Below are 21,741 nucleotides of genomic sequence, written 5' to 3'. Positions count from 1 at the left end.
GCCATTCCAGATTCTCTGCTCTTGTTTCTCTCTTCCTCGATTTCTTCCTTCATAAGCGCTCGTAGTGCATCACACATGGCAAAATCCCTCCTTACCTCATCGTAGACTTTCTCATTCGCAGAAATGCTGACCTGCAGGACTGCCTCCACATTGTCCCTGTCCCCCGGTGCCGTCAGCAATGCCGCCTTGCCTATGAAAGTCCTGATATCTTCCTCTCTGGCATTTCTGGATAGAATGCGCAGCCCGCTGTGGGCCTTAGGGCTTAGCTGCCCTGTCACCACAATCTGTGTGGCGAACAGCACATTCCCCTCTATATAGTATATTCCCGGAAAACGCTGTTCAACCTTAAGTCCCGCTTTTTTCAAAGCTTTCAGCAATTCCCTGGGACATCTCTCCCGGAAAATCGATACTGTCAGCTCTTCCGCGGGAACTTCGTCCACCGTCTCCCCGAATCCTTTGTACAGACATGCATATCCTATCGTCTTGTAGTAGTCGTCTATGGACAGTCCATCCTCCGGACTTTTGTACTCTACTATATAAACGGCATTTAATTCTTGCCAGTCGTATAGCACAGCCAGTCATGCCGTTTATCCGGTTTTGGGGCAAGATTTAATCGCTACATATATATACATTGTATCTTTTGAAAATGCGCCCAATCTCATTCTCAATGCGTACATCCGCCAGCTTCTTTATAATGAGCAGATCCATCCGAAGCGGCGCTTTGCTCAGATTGTATTCTCTCTCAAACGCAAGCGCGTCTTTATTGGAAATCAATTCAAGCTCTGCCGCACTGTAGAAACCCGGGTGCCATTGAATCGTTGCCTTTTCAAAGGAATGCCCTTCTTCAAAGGAATGCCCTTCTTCAAAGGAATACCCTTCTTCCTTGTTCCCCGCCACCGCAAGCACCTCCTGTCTGTACCTCCATTCTATCATCCGCCCCCCGGAAATGGCAAGTGCTTCGGTTGCTTTTTTCCGCCGATTTGTTTATAATGGAAAAAAGGCATTACAAATGCAGCCCGTTTTCAGATAAGAGGTAGGTCATGTATCAGGTCATCATAGCGGAAGACGAGTTTTTCGTGCGCCTGGGGATCAAGAACAGTGTCTCCTGGGAAAAATACAATATGCAGGTGGTCTGTGATGCCGGCAATGGCGCGGAGGCCCTGCGGGCTATCCAAAAAAGCTGTCCTGACATCCTGATCACCGACCTCCTGATGCCCGGCATGGGCGGACAGCAGCTGATCGAATCCGTGCGGGACGCGGGGCTGGAGCCCTATATCATCGTCATCACCTGCCTGGAGGAGTTCAAGACCCTCCAGAAGATGATGTCCCTGGGAGTGCGGGACTATCTGCTGAAGGCCACCATGACGGAGGCCGAGATACAGGCCAGCCTCCAGAAGGCCAGGGAGGCGCTGGACAAGCAGGCCAGGCAGCTCGAACCTGCCCGGGCTCCTGTGGGGAACCGCTTCTCCCAGCTCATGCAGGCCTATCTGGCAGATGAGTCCCTCTGCAGGCAGACCCAGGGCGCGCTGGAGGAACTGAACCTGTCCGTCTCCGGTGCCCTCCCCGTAGTGCTGGGGACGATTGCCGAGGTCTACAAGGCCGACAGCCAGGCCTCCGGCGGTCTCTCCGAGCATATCTGCCAGAACCTGGTGGATCTGGCAGGCCATCAATATACGCCGGGTTTCCGCTGCCTACCCCTTATGCTGGATGAGCGCAGGTTCTTCCTGTTCTTCTTTCCCGAAATCTCCCGCTCCGGGAACACCCCAGACCTCCATGCCCTGCTGGAGAGGCTGCGGGGGGAGCTTCAGGACTACCTGAACATCCGGCTTTCGCTGCTGGCGGACAGAGCAGGGGACTTTGCAAGGCTTCCCGCCTGTTGCCGCCAGCTTCTGTCGGCCCAAAAGCGCCAGGCCTCAGACCAGACGGACGGGATAGCCTTCCTGCCAAACTACCGCCCGGAGATCAGGGCCGCGCTGGAAATCATTCGGGAGAACCTGTCCGACCCTGACCTGTCGCTGCGCTCCGTGGCAGAGAAGGTGGGGCTCAGCGAGGCCTATTTCTCCTCCCTTTTCCACGCGGAGATCCAGATTCCCTTCCGGAAGTATCTGACCAATATGCGGATAGAGGAGGCGAAATATCTGCTGGAGCAGGGCGAATATAAAATCTGGGACATCGCCTGCAGGACAGGGTTCTCCGATGAAGGGTATTTCTCAAAAGTGTTCAAGAAAGTGACAGATGTGTCACCAAAGGATTGGAGAAAGTTATGAAGACAAGAACCCCCCTTCTGCTCCCCCGAACCCGTAAAAGCCTGCTGCGCTCTTTCACAGTCTCTGTCCTGTGGATCCATCTGGCCGTGCTGATGATAGCCCTGCTATCAGGTTTTTTCATACTCCTGGCGATTTCCCGCAGACAGACCATCCGGGAGGCAGAGGACCGTCTGGCCTACATGACCTATCAGATGGACAATCTCATAGGCAGCCTGTCGGACATGCGCTCTCAGCTCCTGCAGGATAAGGACATGAGGATCTATCTCACCACCTCGCGTTCCTATGACGTAGATGATATCCTGCTGCAGCGGTCTGTCATGAACCAGCTGTCCATCATCATATCCTCCTGTAATTACATCAATTCCATAACGGTATTCCACGGAGACGGCCCTGTGCTCTGCGTCAGCAAAAACATGCAGATCCAGGGACGTACAGAGGATGCCCCCCTGCCTGTCCAGCAGTCGGAAAATTGGGAATCCATCACCTCCACCTCCGGCGTCACATGGGGAGGGCAATATCAGGAAATGGAGCTGTTCCTCACCCGTTACAGGCAGAAAGAGGCTGGTTCCACTGTGGTCTCTATCCTGCAGCCCATTGCCGATTATAAGAGCAGCCACCGCTTCTCCGTGTTTTCCGTCAACATTCCCACGGAGTATTTCAATTTCCTCTCCTCCCAACATGCGGATGAAGGCGCCTATGTCACCCTCTGCGACGCGAAGGGCGATTCCCTTCTCTCTGTCCCGGAAACTGCCGGCACATCCGAGGATTCCTGGCTTTTTCAGGATGTGGCGATTACCGGCCGTCTCGCCGGCACAGACTGGTATCTCACCGAAAGGATTCCTTTTTCTGTCTTTTTGCGGGATTCGCTCCCCCTGCTCCTGACCGTGAGCGCCATCTTCCTGGTGGCGATTTTCCTGGCGGTGCTCCTCTCCTCCCTGACAGGGCGCAGGCTCCTGAATCCTTTCCAGGAGATCACGGCCCAGATGAAGCCCATCAATGAGGGGAACCTTAGCCAGCGCCTCTCTCCCCAGAAATATGACGAGCTGAATATCCTTGTAGGGCAATTCAACCATATGATGGAGCATATCCAGAGCCTGGTGACTGCCAACAAAAACTATGCCGAGGAAAAACGTCTGCTGGAAATGGAGACCCTGCAGTCCCAGATCAACCCCCATTTCCTGTACAACAGCCTCACCACCATCCGCTGGATGGCAGCCATGGCCCGGGCGGAAAATGTCTGTCAGGCCCTGTTCGCCCTGGGCAATATCATCCGTCCCGTGTTCTCCCAGCCGGGCATCTTCTGGAGCCTGGACACGGAACAGGCCTTTGTCCGGAACTTCATCGATATCATGGATTACCGCTTTGGCCTCAAGACCCAGTGCACCTTTGATATCCCCGATCCGCTCCTGCCCCGGCCTATCCTCCGATTCATCCTCCAGCCTCTGGTGGAGAATTCCTTCCTCCATGGCCTGCAGTCCTCGATCGATGCGGGGAAATCCGGCTCCATCCGCATCCGGGCCAGCCAGGATGAATCCTGGCTGGATATCTATGTGGAGGACAATGGGCAGGGCATAGGGGAGGATGAGCTCGAATGCCTGAACCGGCGCCTGCAGCAGGGCGTGGGAGAGCCGCCCGCCTCAGAATCCCGGTCGGGAGGCATCGGGCTGTCCAATGTGAACCGCCGCATCCTGCTCCAATACGGAAAAGGCTCGGGACTTTATATATGGTCCCGAGCCGGTGAGGGCACGACTGTCCGAATCCGTATGCTCTGCGACAGCCAGCTTTCCGTATAACCTTTTTACTCCACGGTCTGGAGATATTCCTTGATGTCCTTTTCCTGAGCGCTCCACCAATCAATGGAAGTCTGGATATCCGCTGCCTCCAGCTCGGCCAGCGTTTCCTCCTTTATCCGGTCGAATGCAGCCTGGTCCTCAGCCAGCACCAGATTCGGGATGGCTTTGATCATGATATCCGTGCATCTGGTATCGATTCTGCTGATGTCTGCCGGGATACCGGGCATTAGCGCGATGACATCCTGGGCCATGGTTCCGGCGCTCTTGTCGAATGCCTTGCCCTCTTCCACCAGCTTCTGCGCTGCCTGTGAAGGCACTTCCACTCCGTAATGTTCACAGAAATCCTGCTGCAGCGGGGTTAAGGTACGCTTCCAGATCTCCGGAGAATTCCAGAGGTTCGCTATCCCTCCGTCGGACAGCACCGCGCTGTGGGACAGGCCGATCATATGGGCAGCCATGGAGTTCGTCTTCTGGGCTATCTCCTTGGAATCACCATTCAGCTTCAGGTCGATGTATTCCTCTTTGATAGCGGGAGCCCCGTCCACCATTTCCCATACGCGACCTTCCTTGCCCATATATGCCATGCGGGCTCCCTCTTCGCTGTTCATGTAGTCGAAGACTTTCATGATCTGCTCCACATAGGGGGTCTCGGCGCTGACGCCCGTATAGAACTGCCAGCCGATGTTGAACTGCGCGCCGTCCCAGTTATACTGTCCTTCCACCGGGAGCACCATATAGCCTGCCAGGGTATCAGGGTCCTCGGCTCTGGCATTATCATAGAGGGAACCTTTGTACCAGCCGCACAGAGGGGATACCAGCTGCCCGTTGGTGGCTTTCGCATTCAGATCCTCGCCCTTCATGGTCAGGGAGTCCGGGTCGAAGATGCCCATCTGGTTCGCCTTGTAATAATACTCGATGGCATGCCACACAGGGGAATCCATGGTGGTGAAGTTGTTGACCACCTCGTTGGCATTGTCCGCAATCCGGATGGAATAGGCATCCGACAGGTTGTGGAACCCATAGAAGCATCCGAATGCCCACCATCCCCAGAGGCTCCCGTCCGAGAAGGTCGCTACACCGTATACTTTATCACCATTTTCCGTAGTAGGATGGTTGTCCACAATCTGCTTCACCACATCCAGGAACTCATCCTCATCCTTCACTTCCGGATAGCCCAGCTCCTTATACCAGTCCCAGCGGATGGTGAAGCCATTCCACTCCTCGGAGCCTACCGGCTCCTTTCCGATGAACGGCGTCCAGAAGTACAGCCCGCCGTCCCCATTGGAATAATACTTGCGCATGGCAGCCATCCTGGTGGCGCTCAGGGATTCCAGGTTCGGGGCAAGGTCCAGATAATCGTCCAGCTTCATCACCTTCTTGCCTGTCAGGAGGGTGTTGCAGTAATCCCTGTTCACCGTGATGATATCCGGCAGCTCCGATCCGGCCAGCAGCAGATCCAGCTCCTGCGCGTCGCATCCCTCCATGGTAAGCTCCACCCCCGCATATTCCCTGAGGGCCTCCTGCAGGTCCTTGAAGGTTTCCGTGGGCCATGTATCGCTCTCCTCATAATCCATTCCCAGGATCATCCAGGTGACTGGCACCAGATCCCCATCCGCTTCGCCGGAAGTCCCACTTTCCTGCTCTCCGCCCTGGGAATCGCCGGATTCCTGCACCCCGCCGCCTCCGGTGTCAGCGCTCTGGGATTCCCCCGAAGAAGGCGCGTCCCCGCCGCAGCCGGTAAGCATGCTTGCCATCATAGTCATTGTCAGCAACAGACTTATCCATTTTCTCTTCATACTTTTTCTCCTCTCTTTTCCTCCATGCATTTATAAAAAGGGGAGGAACCTTCCCCGATTTATCCCTTGACCGCACCTACCATGATGCCTTTCACGAAGTATTTCTGCAGGAAAGGATAGACGCACAGGATCGGCAGCGTCACCAGCATCGTGATCGTCATCCGGATAGAGTCCGGCGTCAGCGTCATCTGTTTCGTCAGCATCTCCCCCACCATCGTCGTGCTGCCGCTGCGGGCTGCCTCCGCAATCTTGTTGGCTTCGTTCAGCTTCTTGTACAGCAGGTACTGCAGGGTGTCCAGTTCGCTGTTCCTGGTATTGTAGATCATATTGTCGAACCAGGAATTCCACTGCCCCACAGCCACGAACAGCGCGATTGTGGCAAGGATCGGCAGGGAGAGCGGCAGCATGATCCTGAAGAAGATCGTCATGGGCCCCGCCCCGTCCAGGCTGGCGGATTCCCCCAGAGACTCCGGCACCCCATTTTCCATAAAAGTCTTCACCAGGACCATATTATATACAGATATTGCCCCCGGTATGATATACACCCAGAAAGAGTTCAGGAGCCCATAAGACTTGAACACCAGAAAGGTGGGAATCAGACCGCCGCTCAAATACATGGTGATGATGACAAGGCGGTAGAAGAACTTTCTGGCAGGCATCTTCCGCAGGGTGAACAGGTATGCCATAAAGGATGTCAGCAGCACTGACAGCAGGGTTCCGAGCACCGTGCGGGCCACGGATACGGTCATGGCCTCCATAAGGCCCTTGGAGCGCAGCACCTCCCTGTAGTTGAACCATGTCACATCCCTGGGCAGGAATGTAAGCGTGCGCACCGATATGTTCGGATTGCTGACCGACCCGATGAAGATGTACCAGAACGGGTAGAAACACAGAAAGGTAAATGCCAGCAGTACGATGACATTGATGATGTCGCCCAATGTGATACGGTCCCTGAAGCTCTTCTTTTTCATCCTGGCCATATGCCTTTCCTCCTCTAAAAGATGCTATTGCCGCGAATCTTCTTCGACAGGCCGTTCATCCCGAACATCAGCCCGATGGAGATCAGGGATTTCAGCATCCCGATTGCCGTGCCGTAAGAATAGTCGCTGCGCAGGAGCGTAGCCCTGTACACATACAGATCCAAAGTCTCGATCTTGTCCGCCACCATGCCATTGTAGAAGACAAGATACTGGTCAAGTCCCGTTCCCACGAAGCTGCCCACCTGCATCAGCATCAGCACGATGAACGTGGGCATCAGGGACGGAATCGTGATATAGCGTATCTTCTGCATCCTGCTGGCCCCATCGATGGCTGCCGCTTCGAACTCCTCCTGGTCGATGCCCGCGATGGCTGCCAGATAGATGACTGCGCTCCACCCAAGTCCTTTCCACAGACCCATGCAGGTCTGGAACGCATAGACCGCATTCTTGCTGGCCAGGATGCTGGTGGGCTTGTCCGTTATATTTAAGTCCATCAGCACATTGGAGACCATCCCGTCATAGGAGAAGAACTGGAAGGCCAGGGCGTACACGATGACCCAGCTGATGAAATTGGGGAATGTGGTGATCGTCTGGATCGTCCGCTTCAGCCTGCTCCCCTTGACCTCATTCAGCGCGATGGCGAAGATCATGGACAGCGGCGCCACCAGGTAGCCCAACAGCGCGAAAGTCACCGTATTCTTCATGACCCGCAGCATATTAGCGCTGTCAGATAAAATCAGCTCGAAGTATTTCAGCCCCACGAAAGGAGATTCCTTTAAGGAGATTCCCGGAATGTAATCCAGAAAGGCCAGAATCCATCCGGCAATGGGCACATACCCGAATGCAATCACCAATACCAGGCAGGGCAATAGATAGATCAATAGCCTGTAATCCTTCTTCACTTTTTTGGATGGCCCGGCTGATTTGCCTGCTGACAGACCCTTTTGCATTGTCATTCCCCCTCGCTCTCCTATCCTCTTAATTCCAGTGCGCCTCAGACAGGAACCGCTTCGCTAGCCCCATCGTCATAGTCCTATTATAGGAATTCCGTCTCCGCATAGCCATGGAATTCCATCTCCTGCGCTTGTACTTTTATTCTGTCCGGAAAAGAGGGGTAGGCAAAAACCGAAATTTTATTGGATTTCCTGTACTTTTTTCAGATAGGGGAAAATGAATCCGCAAAAATATTACATTGCCTTTCTATCCCAATCCCCTATAATAAACTTTAATGACTGGATTCATGAAACGGAGGTATCCATATGAAGATCATAAACATCATGAACTTTGTAAGACAGTGCGACCCCAGGATGGAGGACTCGGAGCGCATCCTATATGAGACCACTGCCGCGGAAGTGGCGCTGGTGAAGGAATACGGCCTGGACAGCACCTTCCTGCTGCAATATGACGCGGCGATCGATCCGGGCTATCAGGAGCTGTTCCGCAGGGAGGCTGACAGCCATATGGAGCTGGGATTATGGTATGAGATCGTGCAGCCCCTGACCCAAAAGGCCGGCATACCCTGGAGAGGGCGGGAAGGCTGGCCCTGGGACTGGCATGTGATACCGGGCTTCTCCATGGCCTACACCGTGGAGGAAAGAAAGAAGCTGATCGACATTGCCATGGAAGACTTCCGGGCAATATTCGGAGAATATCCGAAGACCGTTGCCAGCTGGCTGCTGGACAGCTATACCGTGAACTATCTGGCGGACAACTATCCGGTCAAGGCCTTCGCCATCTGCCGGGACCAGACCAACACGGATGCCTACACACTTGTAGGCGGTTATTTCAACCAGGCCTACTATCCCTCCAGGCGCAGCATGTTCACCCCGGCCCAATCGGCCGAGCAGCAGGTCAACGTGCCCATGTTCCGCCTGTTGGGCCCTGACCCGATTCATAATTATGACGGAGAGCGGTACATGACAAACGAAAAATACCTGCCCTACCATGGCTGCTGCACCCTGGAGCCCATCTGGGAATCCGGTTCCAACCCTGAAACCGTGGACTGGTTCTTCCGGAACTATTTCCGGAATGAAGACCTGGGCTTCTCCTATGCCCAGCTTGGGCAGGAGAACAGCTTCGGCCCGGACCTCCTGCCCGGCCTACGGATGCAGTTCGAGAAGCTGAAGAGCTGGCCCGACCTGTGCGTCTGGAAAATGGGGGAGACGGGAGAATGGTTCCGGAAGACTTATCCCGACGGCACGCCTGCCACCAGCGTCAGCGCCCTGGACGACTGGGAAGGCACGGACCGGATTCAGTCCGTCTACTACGACTGTAAGAATTACGTCGCCAATCTCTTCCGCTGCGACGGGAAAGTCTTCCTGCGCTGCCTGTACTGCTTCGATGAGGACGCGCCGGAGAGGTATCTGGACAGGCCCTGCGAGACCTGGGATGCCACCTATGAGAACCTGCCCGTGGTGGACACGCTCCTGTGGGAGGGAAACCAGGGGCTTGTACTGGATCTCCAGGGCATGCCCCTCTGCGTGGCAAAGGCAGGGGATGGGTGTCTGACCGTGTCCTGGGGGGACAGACAGGTAATCTTCACGGAAGAGGGCATCCGAATCAGAGGCATCCGGGAACTGTTCCTCGATGCAAAGGGCTGTCCGGCACAGCCAAGCTGCCGCGAGGACCGAATCTGTTACCGTTATGGGGAACGGGAATATGCGCTCTGCGCGGCAGGCGGAACCGCCGTCCCAAAAGACAGCGGCTTCCGGATTCTTTCTTCCGGGGAGGAGCTTACCCTCTTCCTGGCGCGGCGCTGAAGCTCCACCCGGCAGAAGCGCGGGAACTATTATGACTTATACTGCGCAAAAACGAAAAACACGGGCAAAACATATCGAAATACCGTCATTTACATGCGCCTACCAGGGCATATTTGTAAATGCCGGCGGTCTTGAATATAGCTTAATGCGCAGCAAAGCTGCAGAAGTCAGCCCCCCGAACAGCCGGCTTTCTGCAGCTTTTGTCTGCGCAGACTCCAGGATAGGATGCGCAGACATCGAGGTGCTGCCTGTGCGGCAGGCTCTCTGCTACTTTTGTCTGCGCAGGGCAGAGCCTGTGCGCACCGTGGCCGTCCCCGCCTGCTTCCGTTTAAATCACCGTCAACACCCCAACCGATTTCAAAAACAGAATCAACAGCAGCACCGGCGCCACGAACTTCACCATCACCACATACAGTCTGCGTCTGCCAAACTTGTCCCCTGTCTTCTCCACCTCGTCGATGACAGCCTTGGGCTTCAGCAGCCATCCCACCAGGACACAGGTTCCGATGGCCACCAGGGGCATGAACAGGTTGTTGCTCAGATAGTCCATGACATCCAGAATCTGGGCCGTGGCCCCGTTGGGGAGCTTCAGCTCGAAGTACCATATGTTGTAGCCAAGGCATACCACGATCCCCGCGGCCAGGGCCACCGCCATTTCCACCAAAGACGCCTTCAGCCTGGACCAGTGGAACTTGTCCATCAGGCTGGAGACCACCGCCTCCATGACGGAGATCGCGCTGGTCAGGGCCGCGAACAGCACCATGGCGAAGAACAGGCATCCGATCACATGGCCGATCCCGCCCATCGCCGCAAAGACCCTGGGGAGCGAAACAAACATCAGGCTGGGCCCGGAGGCCTCCATCCCCTCCCTGCCCATGAAGGTGAATACAGCCGGGATAATCATAACGCCGGCCAGGAATGCCACCAGGGTGTCGAAAATCTCAATCTGGTTGATGGAGCGGACCAGGTTCGCGTCGTCCTTCACATAGGAGCCATAGGTCACCATGATTCCCATGGCCACGCTTAAGCTGAAGAAGAGCTGCCCCATGGCATCCAGGAGCACGGTAAAGAAGCCCTGCAGGGTGATGCCGCTCAAATCCGGCACCACATAGATCCGCATTCCCTGCAGCCCCGTCCTGGTGACGCCGTCCGCGTCCGTATGGGAAATCGTCAGGGAAAAGACAGCGATCCCCAGCACCAGGAGAATCAGAATCGGCATCAGCACCTTGGAGAAGTTCTCAATCCCCTTGTTCACCCCGAGGATGATGATCACGGATACCACGGCCAGGAAGATCGCCAGCATCACGATGGGGGAGAACTGGCTGGTAATGAAATCCGTAAAATACCCGTCCTGGGCCGCTTGCATACCCTCCCCCGTGAGATAGGCCAGGAAATACCGGATCACCCACCCGCCGATCACACAGTAATAGGGCAGGATAATCACCGGCACCAGGGAGGCCACCACGCCCAAGAATCCCCACTTTGGCCGCAGCTTCGCGTAGGCCGTCAGCGGGCTCTGCTTGGTCTTCCTGCCGATCGCCACCTCCGTGACGAGAAGCGTGAACCCGAATGTCAGCGCCAATACAAGGTAGATGACCAGAAACAGCCCTCCCCCGTCCTTTGCCGCCAGATAGGGGAACCTCCAGATATTCCCCAGCCCTACGGCGCTTCCGGCCGCCGCCAGGACAAAGCCCACCGAGCCTGAAAATGAATTCCTTTTTTGATGTTCCATACCTTTCCTCCAACCTTTCCTCGTTTGTCTGTCTTCAATGGCCAAGTAATAGAAATCTCATTATACTAAGGGAGGGCGGATTTTACAAGGGTCTTTTATAATGCTATTCGGATAATAAAATCATATATTCACACCTATTTTTCAGATTGATTTTCCCGCGGTGCGGGAATATAATATGACAGTTCTTTGAAACCACAAAGGACGCGAATCGCATCCTCCAGAACCTGATGCTGGCCAGCGGGCAGAAAATCCTTCCGGAAAAGACCCTTGTCATTTTCGATGAGATACAGGACTGCCCCAAGGTCATCAACTCCCTGAAATATTTCTGCGAAAATGCGCCCGAGTACCACATTGCATGCGCCGGCTCTTTGCTTGGAATCGCGTTGGCCAGGCCGTCTTCCTTTCCCGTGGGCAAGGTGAACTTCATGCAGATCGATCCCATGACCTTCACGGAATTCCTCCTGGCCAACGGGGATGCGAACCTGGCCGCATTTCTGGATACCGTCCGTACACCGGAGCCCCTTCCGGATGCCTTTTTCAACCCTTTGTACGAGAAGCTGAAAATGTATTATGTGACCGGAGGCATGCCGGAGCCTGTGCTGATGTGGACCCAGGCCCGCGACGTGGATGCCATGCAGGAATCCCTGTCCGACATCATCGGCGCATACGAACGGGATTTCGCAAAGCATCCCGACGTGACCCAGTTCCCGAAAATCTCCATGGTCTGGAAGTCTGTCCCCTCCCAGCTCGCCAGGGAGAACAAGAAATTTCTCTATAAAGTCGTGAAAGAAGGCTCCAGGGCCAGAGAATACGAAGATGCGCTGCAGTGGCTTGTGGACGCCAGGCTGGTGCACAAGGTCTACCGGAGCAGCGCCCCGGGGCTCCCCGCCTGCGCCTATGACGACCTGTCCGCCTTCAAAATCTATCTCGCAGACGTAGGCCTGCTACGCCGCCTGGCAATGCTGGCCCCCACCGCTTTCGGCGAAGGGAACCGGCTGTTCACCGAATTCAAAGGGGCCCTGACAGAAAATTACGTCCTTCAGGCATTAATCGCCCAGTTCGAAGCCGCCCCCAGATACTGGAGCCAGAGCAATCCGCCCTATGAGGTGGATTTCCTGATTCAGCGGAACAATGATATCTTCCCTGTGGAGATCAAATCCGAAGCCAGTACGACCGGCAAAAGCCTGAAAAAGTTCAAGGAACTGTTTTCCGATAAAGTAAAATTGCGGATTCGCTTCTCTCTGGACAACCTGAGACTGGACGGGGACGTACTGAATGTCCCTCTCTTCATGGCCGATCATACAGACCGTCTGATTGGGGCCGCTTTGGAACGGCGCGGTTCCTAAGTCTGGATCATCCCCGGGGCCTTCCCCCCACCCGCTCCCCCAGGCGCACCCTGGTCTCCAGCCCAAAGCGGGAGTTCTCCAGGATGTCCCCGTCCGGCAGGGCCGCGCCTTTTTCGGTCATGAGAATCACCGTGGAGCCGCCGAAGGCGAAACGCCCCTTCTCCCAGCCCCTGCGCACCCGCTCGCCCCTGGCATGGTTCCTAATCTCCCCCACCAGCAGCGCGCCCACCTCCATCTGGAGCATCTCTCCGAAATGCTCCGAACGGATGGTGCAGTACTCCCTGGTGTTCTCCTTGTAGATGGGGAAACGGTCGTTGGCCACCGGATTCACCGTGTGCAGCACCCCGGGAATCCGCACGGGCTCTGATACCCTGCCGTTGTCCACATAGATATACCGGTGGTAGTCCTCCACGCACAGCCGGAACACCCACACATATCCCCCGGCATACCTCGCGGCCAGCCGATAGTCCCGCAGAAGGCTATATACCGTATACCGTGTATGTTTGATTGTAAATTCGCACTGATTGTCTACGGGATAGACCGTGAGCCTGCCGTCACAGGGGCTCACCAGAGCCTCCGGGCAGGGGTCTAACCTCCGCGCCCCCGGGGCCAGTCTCCTGGTAAAGAACTCATTGTAGGAGGCATATGCCTGCTTCCGGTAATCCGCCATGTCGATGGAATGGCTGCGGATGAACCGGGGAATCAGCCCCCTTGAGAGCCCGGAATCCAAAAAGGCCCCCGCCAGTCTCGAGACCGCCGGTGACACCAGGAGCTTCATCAGCGCCCTGCCCGGCACATGGCCGTAGAGCCCCTCCAGGAGGGCATCCTGCAGGGAGCCCGCCTCCACGATCGTACCTTTCCTGTCCACTACCACCGAACCCATAAACGCTCCTTTCCCTGCGCCCGCAGCCCCTTCCAGGCCCACGCCTGCCGTAACCTCATATGCGCCCCTTCAGCAGATTCCTCCAGCTATGCCACGCAAAGAGGATCACCACCACCGCCAGCGCCACCGCCGCCACGATCAGCAGCACCTGCTTCACATTAGGCTTCCGGAGCCGGAAATTCAAAATGAACAGGAACCCCACCAGCGCCACCACGATATGCAGCACTGCGATGAAAGCCCCGTGGGTGGGGAACAGCGGTGATACCACGAACAGCAGCGGCAGCGCGATCGCCATGGAGGTGATGGGCAGCCCCTGATAATACTTACGCGCCCCCCCTTCTTCCCTCTGGCGCTTGGCCTCCATCACATTGAAATACCCCAGCCGTATCAGCCCTGCCAGCCCGTACAGCGCCAGGATGGCCATGCCGTAGATGTGGTCCATCCCAAGCTTGTAGCAGATCACGATGGGCAGCACCCCGAAGCAGACGATATCGCACAAGGAATCTATCTGGATTCCGAAGCTCTCCTCGTCCTCCGTCCGGTTCTTCTTGGTCCTGGCGATCTTCCCGTCGAACATGTCGCAGAACCCGGAAAAGGCCAGGAAGAAAATCGCCCACTGCAGCTGCCTGGAACTGGCACAGAAAATCCCCGCCACCGCGGATACGAAGCTGATATATGTAAGTATCACCGTATAATCATAAAAACCTATCACAGAAACCCCTCCTGATATCCCATGTGCCGTCTTTCCGCCTCCTTCCGCCTGCGTGGTGCCGAAAGCAGACGAAAAAGCAAATCCAAAGGCCCGCAAGATAAATCAAATACCCCGCTGCAAGCAACGGGGTATCAAGCTTGCAACGCTGCAGAGCAGCGGGGTATTTGACCCTCGCGGCATTCGCCAACTGGCCGTGCAAGCACGGCCGCTTGGCTCATTGCTCGCGGGAATAAAAATAATACAAAGTATATATCGGCAGAATCGCCCCCATATATTAGTCCGTGCCCCGAAATCCATCCGCCCCTGTCTGCTGCTCCGGCTCACCCGCTGCTGCTTTGCCTCTGTCCTCCCGCCGGAAGGTATAATACAGCTGTGCCACTACCGTAAAGAAAGCGCTGATCAGAAGCTCGCCGTAATACCCCAGTCCCCTGGAGAGTACCATGGCCGGCAGCAGCACTGTGCCGAACACAGGGGCGAAGATGTTCATGAACAGGGCCTCGCTGATCCCCATTCCCCCCGGCAGCGGCAGCATATCCACGGAGACGGATATCACCGCCTGCAGCAGCACCACGTCCCACAACGGCGTCCCCTGCCTGCCAAAGGCCAGATAGACCAGCCCCGTCACCGAAAACAGCGCCAGCCGCTGGAGGCAGGTGATCAGCATCACGCGTATGATTACAAATTTGTGTTCCTTCAGGTACAGCGCCGTGTCCTGGTACGCCTCCATGGATTTCCCCAGCTTCCTGGCCCTCTGCTCCCTGCGGCGCAGGAAGTGCATCCGCTCCAGCCAGGCAAGGCCCTTTTGCAGGATGGACTCTGTGAGGGCCGGGCAGAACACCAGCACGGTCATGAAGGCGACGCAGAACACATTCAGCAGAATCCCCAGCCAGAACACGGGGAGGATCCCCTCCAGATACTGGTGCATGAACCCGCGGCCAAACAAAACAATCCCCCCGCCGATCAGCACCAGCACCAGCTTGTAGGTGATGGTCACCACCATCAGGATCACCGCGGCCACCGGAACGGGTATCTTCTCCTTTTTCATATAATAGACCTGCATAGGCTGGCCGCCGCTGGCCGAGGGCGTGATGCAGCTGAAGAAGAAGCCCGCGGAGGAGAACAGGAAACAGCTTCGCTTCCTGGTCCTGATTCCGTAGGAAGTCAGCATATGCCAGAGGATGATGGATTCCCCCCAGATGAAGAACAGCACCAGGGCCACGCAGGGAACCAGCCAACGTATATCCGCTTCCCGGATGGCATCCATCATGGCGCCCAGATCCTCCCCGTGGAAGACGCCGTAGAGGGTAAGCCCGAAGACCAGGGCTAAGAAAAAAGCATTCCAGATTATTTTCTTCCCTGACCGCACGGATTTCCTCCTTCCAGACAGAGCTTTCCGTTGATTTTATCCAGAATCCTCCCGTATGTCCCCCACACCCCGGCCTTCTTCCCGATGAAGAAGCAGATCTCCGCCAGGAGCACGCCGCCTAACACATCCGGCACCACATGCTGCTTCGTGGTCAAAGTGGAAATGCAGACCAGCACCGCCAGCAGGCAGGACAGACCTCTGTACCATTTCGGAATGTTCTCCTTCCCCCGCAGCCCGATGTAGCAGAACCAGCTCACCAGGCAGTGGATGGAGGGGAACAGGTTATCCGCAGCGTCCGTGGCGTAGAGCCCGATCATCACCTGATTCCAGAAGCCCTCCGGCTCCACAGCCGGCCTGGTATTGGTGGTGGGGTAGAGCAGGTAGAAGGCCAGGCACACGGCCCTGGAGAGGAAATCCGCCGCGAAGAACCGACACACATGTCGTTTTTCCTGTCTGGCGATCAGGATATAGTTCACGATCCAGAACGCATAGCAGCCCAGGTAGATCGCCGCCGTCCACGGCACAAAAGGTATCAGCCGGTCCAATCTCCCCTCAATGTCATGATGGAACCACCCGCTGGTGAACACCCTGGATCCGAAGTACACCGTCATGTTCCAGGCCACTGCCACCATCAGGGGAATCCGCCCGTATGGCGGAATCAGGGTGCCCAACATTTTTCTCAGCTTTTCCATAATCCTCGATAATAGAATCCGCTCTTTGGCTCTATTATATACCCCCTGTTTTTCTTACCTGTCAAATCCATATAAGAATATATCAAAATTCTCACTGCGGCTCAATACGTTTTCCCATATCTTTAACAAATCTTTAGAGAATATTAAGCGGGGGATTCCGCCCGGAAATACGCAGATATGCCAGCGCCGGAAAAATCTTCCGGACGCTGGCACTTTACAGCCTGGCCTCAGGCCGGATCCGCAGCCTTCCCGTATTTACCGGGACATTCCGTTCCGCTGCGGCATCCGCCTGTCATGTCTCAATCCTTTGTCTGCCCCTTCGGCGCCTCAACCCTGGGCATCTCCGCCATCCGCAGGGTAGTGCAGCCGTATGGGTAGAGGCGCTTCTTCACCGGCGCCCCCAAGGGCTCCACGGATTCCGGCCGCTCCCTGCACATCCCGTCCTCCTTCTTCCAGTCCAGGGGCACCATCTCCGTCTCCAGCATCACAGGGGGCTTCTCCCGGTCGAAGGGCATCCCGGGCATCTCGGCCTGCACCTCCCGCACAGGCCCCGCCCCGAAGCCGTAAGCCCAGTCCGACTTTGGCCTGACGGCGTAGTCGCAGTAGGGGAACTTCCGCTCCACCCCGTCCCTCTCATACTCTATCCGCTCATGCTCCGCCTCTATGGGCATGGCATAGAACAGAGGCCCCCTGCGCAGGGCCCACATGCCGCTGGGCCGCTCCGCGAACTCCTCCTGGAACCGAAGTTCGACCACAACCTCATCTTCCTTTTTCCAGCATCTCTTTAACATATAGAAGCTGCCGGGCACGGTGTCCCGCGTCTCCTGCCCCACCCGGATCTGCGCCGCCCGGGCGAACCCCGGTATCCGCACGGAGAGCTCGAATTCCAGAGGTTCCTCCGGCATGACGCGGATCCGTAAGCTGTCCCGGAAGGGATACTCTGTATCCACCGTCAAACACACCTCCCTGCCGGCCACCCGGGTCTGTACCCTGACGGGGGCAAGGACCGTCACAGCCAGCCCTTTTTCCGTCCGCATCACCGTGGAGAGGGCGAATTTGGGCCAGCCCTGGCCGAAGTTGGCGGTGCAGCACCCGAAATGGGGCTCCAGGCCGAAGGTATGGGCCTCCTCATTGTTGGAATTGAAGGGCATCTTCCCCTGGGGCATCCTGGTGCACTCCACCTGGTTCGTCATCTGCACATACTGATGGCTCCACATGTCCGCGCTCACCGTGGCCGCCAGACCGTTGAAGGCCGTCTGCTCCAGGAGGTCCCCCCAGAAGGGGTTGCCGCCGATGGACAGCAGCTCCTCGTAGGAGTACATGGCCTCCACCACGCCGCAGCACTCGCTGCCCTGCAGGGGGCTGGTGCCGGAGAGGCATTCGTCCCCTGTGAAATGCCCTATGGCCATGCCGTGCCTCTTCTGCAGCTTTTCGTAGAAATCCAGGGCGAAGGCGTCCGGGTCCTCCCCGGTGAGCAGGCTCATCTCCGCCCTGGACTTCAGGGCCATGGCCACGTTCACCACATGGTTCAGATAAGTCCAGTAGCGCTTCGCGCCGGGCCTGTCAAAGGAGAGCCTGGCGTACAGCCTCTCATAGTCGATGCCGCAGCCCTCCAGCACATAGGCCAGCTCATCCATCCAGGGCTCGGGCCGCCTCTCCCGGAGCCAGAGCAGAGGAATCAGGCACTCGAACCACCTGGCCGCGCCCCAGCCGAAGAGGGTCCTGGCGCTGATATGGTTCAGCAGCTGCTTCAGCGCCCTGTAGACAGCATCTTCGACGGAATGCCCTCCTTCCTCCTCCCCGCTGCACTCCTGGTACACCACCAGCACCTTGCAGATCAGGAACGCCGCCCACACATCGTAATGCTCCCGCTCCTCCATGCCGCAGGGACAGATCCAGCCGTCCTCCTGCTGCCCGGAGAGAATCGCGTCTATGTAGCGCTCCGCCCGTTTCTGCAGCCCCCGGTCCTCCAAAAGCCACGCCAGGGGGATGAAGCCGTCCAGCCAGTAGGGCACCCGCTCCCAGCCCTCCCTGTCGCCGCCGATCCATCTGCTGTCCCGCACGTCCGGCCAGATCAGGTCCAGATGCCCTGCCAGCCCCTGGGCCTGGAGCTCCAGCTGCCGCCTCAGCCACCCTTCCGGTTTGATGTCCGCGGGCTTGAGATACATGAATTTCCTTGAAATGTCCTTCTTCCATGGAGCGCTCTTCCCGCCTTCCCTCCACTTTACCGTGTTTTGTTCCATCGCTATCTCCTTTATCTGAGAACAGGTAACCTGCTTCCCTACGGTTTCATCCCCCCGCGCCGGCTCCCGCTCACTGCTCTCTGCGCAGGCGGAAGGTCTGCACCAACTGCCTCAGCAGGCCTGCCTGGTCGCTGAGCTCCTCACTGGTGGCAGAGCTCTCCTGGGCGGTGGCGGAATTGGTCTGGGCCACGCTGGCAATCTGGCCGATCTGGCTCTGTATCTGTTCCATGGCCTCCGCCTGGGTCCTGGCATCGTCGGCGATGTCATTGATGGTGCCTACGATTTCCTGGGCCTGGGCAACCGCGCCTTCCAGCTGCCGGGCCGTGGCGTCCGCAATCAGGGCCCCTTCTTCCACCGCGGCAATCGAGTGTTCGATCAGGGCCGCGGTGGATTTGGATGCTTCCGCCGTCTTGCCCGCAAGGCTCCTGACCTCCCCGGACACCACGGCAAATCCCTTGCCCGCCTCTCCGGCCCGCGCTGCCTCCACGGAGGCGTTCAGGGCCAGGATATTGGTCTGGAATGCGATATCCTCAATGGCCTTTATGATTTTTCCAATCTCGCTGGAGCTGCTGTTGATTTTCTCCATAGCGGCCATCATTTCCTGCATCTTCTGATTGCTCTCTGTCAGCTGCCTGCCCACCTCATCTGCCTGCTCCTGGGCCTGGCCCGCATTGTCCGCGGTCTGCCTGATCCGGCCCGCCACTTCCTCCATGGTGCTCTCCAGCCCTTCCACGGCGCCGGTCTGTTCCACGGCCCCCTGGCTCAGCCCCTGAGCCGCCGCGGACATCTGGGCCGCCCCGCCGGATACGCACTCGGAGCTCACCACGATCTGGCTTATGGTCTTGTCAAGCTTCTCCAGGATATCGTTGAGGGAGGAGCGTATGGCGGCGAAATCCCCCACATACTCCTGGCTGATCTGAGCCGTCAGATTCCCCTCCGCAATCGCTTCCAGCATATGGGAAATCTCCCCTATGTAATTGCGCAGGCGGCCGATGGTCTGGTCGAAGCTCTTCGCCAGTACGCCGATCTCATCGTTGGAATAGACGCCGGCCTGCCCATCCTGGCCCGTCCCGAGCCCCAGTTTCCCCTGTTCCAGCGATTCCGCCAGTATGGTCAGGCGGTGCAGGGGCTTAGAGACCGTCTGCTTGAGATAAGCGCTCACCACCAGGATCCCCGCCATGATGAGCGCGATTCCGATAATACAGGACAAATATACCGTGAACGTCACCTGTCTGTTCACATCCGCCATGGAAATGCCGGCAAATATCAAACCGTCTGTCCTGCCCTCACTGTCCTTTGTAGGGACATAGGAGCACAGATGGTCCTCCCCCAGGATGGATGCCCGGCCTACATAAGACTGCCCCTGTTCCAGCACGATCTCGGAAAGCTCGTCGGAAAGCCTGGTGCCCACCGCCCGCTGCCCGTCCTGCTGAATCGTGGTGTAGGCCCTCTCGTCTCCATGGAATATGGTGAATTCGCAGCCCATCTGCCCGCTGAGGGCGTCCAAAAGCGCCGTCTTGTCCTCCGGCCCCTGGTAATTTGCCAGTTCATAGGCCAGCACATTGGTTCCGCTTACGCACACATCCTCCATCATGGACATGGTAAGCCTGTAGAACATCCATACACAGAGCATCACCACCACGGTTATGCTCACCCCCAGCATCAGCGCCACCAGGTTCCCCACCTTGCGCCCGATCCGTTTGCTTTTTCGTATCGCTTTAGAATGATTCCCGTCCATCTTCACGCACCCCGTCTCTCTATGATTTCATCCCCGGCCCCTCTGCCCTTGTCCGCATCGGGTTCCACAGGTTCCCCGTGCATCTTCCCACGAATCGCCCCGGGCTTTCTGCCGTCATTGGCTTAAAAACTCCAACACCAAGCCGGAATCGTCCCTCCGGCCCAAATCCCGTCCGTTCTATCCACCGGCCATCTTCACACCTCCCCTCTCCTGTCCGTTTCCATGAGCGCCTCCGCAGCGGCCGGAGCCGCCCGTCAGGCGCCCCTTTCCGGAGACGCACAAAAAGCCACACAAAAGCATGGAGAAAGCCGGACATCCGTCCTGCTTTCCATGTGCGGCAATTACTGCCAGTATATCATAAAAGCTCATGTTGTTGCAATATTTTGTTAAAATCCCGACACTGTGTCTAAAGTAAAGTCCCTGCCTGTCTTGTAATTACCCGCTGCATATGGTATGATATATAAAAATATTCATGCGGCCGATACAGGAAGGCAGGGCTGCGAGGAGGGGATGAAATGGCAAGATACATTCAGGATTTCTATTTGAATCAACCGGAAGATTTCGTTGCTTTTATCATGAACGATTATCTGCAGAAAAACGGGTTCACCATGTCAGACTGGAAGGGTGAACCTGCCTACCGGGCGGGCGACGCCATGATGGAGGGATACAAGTATCTGAAGTGGTCCTATGTCAACGGGAGGTTCCACCTGGAGGCCTGGCTGAAGGGAACCTTCGGCGGCGAGTGGGGACTGGAAGGCTTTGTGGGAACCCTGCAGAAGAAGCCTTACAAGAATAACTTATTACAGCTTATGACCGTGCTGCAGCAGTCCCTGCCTCCCCAGGACGGCATGGGGCCGCAGACGGGCATGCCCCATGTGGTTCCCGTACAGATTGTAGACAATTCCAAAGAGGCCACCCAGGCATTGATTTTCGGCATTCTCGCCATGGTAATGTGCTGGTCTCCCATTTTCTGTGTCCTGTTGGCCTGCCTGGGTTTCTCCAGGGCGAGGATGGGAGCCGGTTCCAGCAAGGCGGGACAGGCATTGGCGGGCAAGGTTCTGAGCATCGTGGCCATGGTCATTACCCTTGTGCTGTTCGTCATGAGCCTTATGGGGCAGCTATCCTTACTTTGGGCATATTATTAAGAATATTGGCAGGGAAATAGGGCGCTCCCTTTGCGGCGGGCCGGTACGCCGGTCTATGCCTGACGAACGGGAGCGCTCCGTCCCCACGAAAGCGTCCTGACTCCAAACCGGCCGATCCGGTCCCCGGGCCTCTCCGCCCCTCTTTCCTCCAAATCCACGCAGCCCTCGATATGCTCCGCCAGCCTGCACTTCTTCCCGAACTCCGAGCGGGAGCGCTATGACGGATTTTAATATATTATACTGCATAACGCTGAATACTGCCTAATGCAATCATGCGATTGAACCGGTC

16 protein-coding genes and 1 pseudogene (1 of these 17 only partly in view) are annotated in these 21,741 nt (G+C 56.8%); 5 read left to right on the top strand and 12 right to left on the bottom strand.

The features are described 5' to 3' along the window. Together Q2B33_RS24410 and Q2B33_RS00920 are read right to left on the bottom strand one after the other, a co-directional pair. Positions 1 to 572: the 5' portion of a hypothetical protein gene (locus Q2B33_RS24410; RefSeq protein WP_300913833.1), read on the bottom strand. 175 nt of this gene lie to the left of the window's left edge; only the first 572 of its 747 coding nucleotides appear in the window; its start codon is at positions 570 to 572; its stop codon lies off the left edge, out of view. A 37-nt stretch (positions 573 to 609) separates the two neighbouring features. Continuing rightward, positions 610 to 933 (bottom strand): hypothetical protein, encoded by a 324-nt coding sequence (locus Q2B33_RS00920; protein WP_300563849.1) that lies wholly within the window; start codon positions 931 to 933, stop codon positions 610 to 612. A 107-nt stretch (positions 934 to 1,040) separates the two neighbouring features. Between Q2B33_RS00920 and Q2B33_RS00915 the strand changes: the two genes are divergently transcribed. Both Q2B33_RS00915 and Q2B33_RS00910 read left to right on the top strand, forming a co-directional pair. Then, positions 1,041 to 2,267, top strand: a complete 1,227-nt coding sequence (locus tag Q2B33_RS00915) for a helix-turn-helix domain-containing protein (RefSeq protein WP_300782102.1) — start codon at positions 1,041 to 1,043, stop codon at positions 2,265 to 2,267. Further along, complete coding sequence (locus tag Q2B33_RS00910) at positions 2,264 to 4,060, top strand: histidine kinase (RefSeq protein WP_300782100.1); 1,797 nt, start codon at positions 2,264 to 2,266, stop codon at positions 4,058 to 4,060. Before Q2B33_RS00915 ends, Q2B33_RS00910 begins: the two co-directional genes overlap by 4 nt. Positions 4,061 to 4,065: 5 nt before the next feature. Here the strand turns inward: Q2B33_RS00910 and Q2B33_RS00905 are convergent, their stop codons facing one another. The 3 genes from Q2B33_RS00905 to Q2B33_RS00895 are packed head-to-tail and all read right to left on the bottom strand — an operon-like array spanning position 4,066 to position 7,738. Continuing rightward, entirely contained in the window at positions 4,066 to 5,856 is a 1,791-nt protein-coding gene (locus Q2B33_RS00905; protein ID WP_300563855.1) for an extracellular solute-binding protein, read from the bottom strand. A gap of 59 nt (positions 5,857 to 5,915) precedes the next feature. After that, positions 5,916 to 6,836: a carbohydrate ABC transporter permease gene (locus Q2B33_RS00900; protein ID WP_300563857.1), complete on the bottom strand. Its 921-nt coding sequence runs from the start codon at positions 6,834 to 6,836 to the stop codon at positions 5,916 to 5,918. Positions 6,837 to 6,850: 14 nt separating this feature from the next. Further along, positions 6,851 to 7,738, bottom strand: a complete 888-nt coding sequence (locus Q2B33_RS00895; RefSeq protein ID WP_300815201.1) for a sugar ABC transporter permease — start codon at positions 7,736 to 7,738, stop codon at positions 6,851 to 6,853. Positions 7,739 to 8,095: 357 nt separating this feature from the next. On the opposite strand from Q2B33_RS00895, the gene Q2B33_RS00890 reads away from it, so the two are divergent. Beyond that, a complete protein-coding gene (locus Q2B33_RS00890) occupies positions 8,096 to 9,595 on the top strand; it encodes a hypothetical protein (RefSeq protein ID WP_300563861.1) in 1,500 nt (499 codons plus the stop codon). A 328-nt stretch (positions 9,596 to 9,923) separates the two neighbouring features. Here the strand turns inward: Q2B33_RS00890 and Q2B33_RS00885 are convergent, their stop codons facing one another. Further along, entirely contained in the window at positions 9,924 to 11,327 is a 1,404-nt protein-coding gene (locus Q2B33_RS00885) for a sodium-dependent transporter (RefSeq protein WP_300563863.1), read from the bottom strand. 179 nt (positions 11,328 to 11,506) lie between these two features. Between Q2B33_RS00885 and Q2B33_RS00880 the strand changes: the two are divergent. Beyond that, positions 11,507 to 12,673 (top strand): annotated as a pseudogene (locus Q2B33_RS00880) (ATP-binding protein); the annotation flags it as partial. A gap of 7 nt (positions 12,674 to 12,680) precedes the next feature. Here Q2B33_RS00880 and Q2B33_RS00875 read toward each other — a convergent pair. The 6 genes from Q2B33_RS00875 to Q2B33_RS00850 form a co-directional block, all read right to left on the bottom strand. Continuing rightward, positions 12,681 to 13,556 carry a phosphatidylserine decarboxylase gene (locus Q2B33_RS00875; protein ID WP_296474948.1) on the bottom strand — a complete coding sequence of 292 codons (876 nt, stop codon included), beginning with the start codon at positions 13,554 to 13,556 and terminating at the stop codon, positions 12,681 to 12,683. Positions 13,557 to 13,611: 55 nt separating this feature from the next. Further along, positions 13,612 to 14,268: a phosphatidylcholine/phosphatidylserine synthase gene (locus tag Q2B33_RS00870; RefSeq protein ID WP_296474945.1), complete on the bottom strand. Its 657-nt coding sequence runs from the start codon at positions 14,266 to 14,268 to the stop codon at positions 13,612 to 13,614. A 274-nt stretch (positions 14,269 to 14,542) separates the two neighbouring features. Then, entirely contained in the window at positions 14,543 to 15,634 is a 1,092-nt protein-coding gene (locus tag Q2B33_RS00865) for a lysylphosphatidylglycerol synthase transmembrane domain-containing protein (RefSeq protein WP_300773182.1), read from the bottom strand. After that, positions 15,613 to 16,326 (bottom strand): phosphatase PAP2 family protein, encoded by a 714-nt coding sequence (locus tag Q2B33_RS00860; RefSeq protein WP_300782096.1) that lies wholly within the window; start codon positions 16,324 to 16,326, stop codon positions 15,613 to 15,615. The genes Q2B33_RS00865 and Q2B33_RS00860 overlap by 22 nt, the downstream gene beginning before the upstream one ends. A gap of 299 nt (positions 16,327 to 16,625) precedes the next feature. Further along, positions 16,626 to 18,569 (bottom strand): beta-L-arabinofuranosidase domain-containing protein, encoded by a 1,944-nt coding sequence (locus tag Q2B33_RS00855; protein ID WP_300782094.1) that lies wholly within the window; start codon positions 18,567 to 18,569, stop codon positions 16,626 to 16,628. Between the two features lie 70 nt (positions 18,570 to 18,639). Next, complete coding sequence (locus Q2B33_RS00850; RefSeq protein WP_300782091.1) at positions 18,640 to 20,307, bottom strand: methyl-accepting chemotaxis protein; 1,668 nt, start codon at positions 20,305 to 20,307, stop codon at positions 18,640 to 18,642. Positions 20,308 to 20,822: 515 nt separating this feature from the next. On the opposite strand from Q2B33_RS00850, the gene Q2B33_RS00845 reads away from it, so the two are divergent. Then, complete coding sequence (locus Q2B33_RS00845) at positions 20,823 to 21,452, top strand: hypothetical protein (protein ID WP_296474920.1); 630 nt, start codon at positions 20,823 to 20,825, stop codon at positions 21,450 to 21,452. The last annotated feature ends 289 nt before the right edge of the window (positions 21,453 to 21,741 follow it).

It is taken from the genome of uncultured Acetatifactor sp., assembly GCF_948601915.1.
Classification (GTDB): domain Bacteria; phylum Bacillota; class Clostridia; order Lachnospirales; family Lachnospiraceae; genus Acetatifactor.
This window is presented reverse-complemented; position numbering and strand designations above follow the sequence as displayed.

Coding starts and splice junctions, on each gene's coding strand:
- Q2B33_RS00900 (WP_300563857.1), bottom strand. CDS start 6,836: ATGGCCAGGATGAAAAAGAAGAGCTTCAGGGACCGTATCACATTGGGC.
- Q2B33_RS00845 (WP_296474920.1), top strand. CDS start 20,823: ATGGCAAGATACATTCAGGATTTCTATTTGAATCAACCGGAAGATTTC.
- Q2B33_RS00890 (WP_300563861.1), top strand. CDS start 8,096: ATGAAGATCATAAACATCATGAACTTTGTAAGACAGTGCGACCCCAGG.
- Q2B33_RS00860 (WP_300782096.1), bottom strand. CDS start 16,326: ATGGAAAAGCTGAGAAAAATGTTGGGCACCCTGATTCCGCCATACGGG.
- Q2B33_RS00885 (WP_300563863.1), bottom strand. CDS start 11,327: ATGGAACATCAAAAAAGGAATTCATTTTCAGGCTCGGTGGGCTTTGTC.
- Q2B33_RS00855 (WP_300782094.1), bottom strand. CDS start 18,569: ATGGAACAAAACACGGTAAAGTGGAGGGAAGGCGGGAAGAGCGCTCCA.
- Q2B33_RS00920 (WP_300563849.1), bottom strand. CDS start 933: ATGATAGAATGGAGGTACAGACAGGAGGTGCTTGCGGTGGCGGGGAAC.
- Q2B33_RS00905 (WP_300563855.1), bottom strand. CDS start 5,856: ATGAAGAGAAAATGGATAAGTCTGTTGCTGACAATGACTATGATGGCA.
- Q2B33_RS00850 (WP_300782091.1), bottom strand. CDS start 20,307: ATGGACGGGAATCATTCTAAAGCGATACGAAAAAGCAAACGGATCGGG.
- Q2B33_RS00875 (WP_296474948.1), bottom strand. CDS start 13,556: ATGGGTTCGGTGGTAGTGGACAGGAAAGGTACGATCGTGGAGGCGGGC.
- Q2B33_RS00915 (WP_300782102.1), top strand. CDS start 1,041: ATGTATCAGGTCATCATAGCGGAAGACGAGTTTTTCGTGCGCCTGGGG.
- Q2B33_RS00910 (WP_300782100.1), top strand. CDS start 2,264: ATGAAGACAAGAACCCCCCTTCTGCTCCCCCGAACCCGTAAAAGCCTG.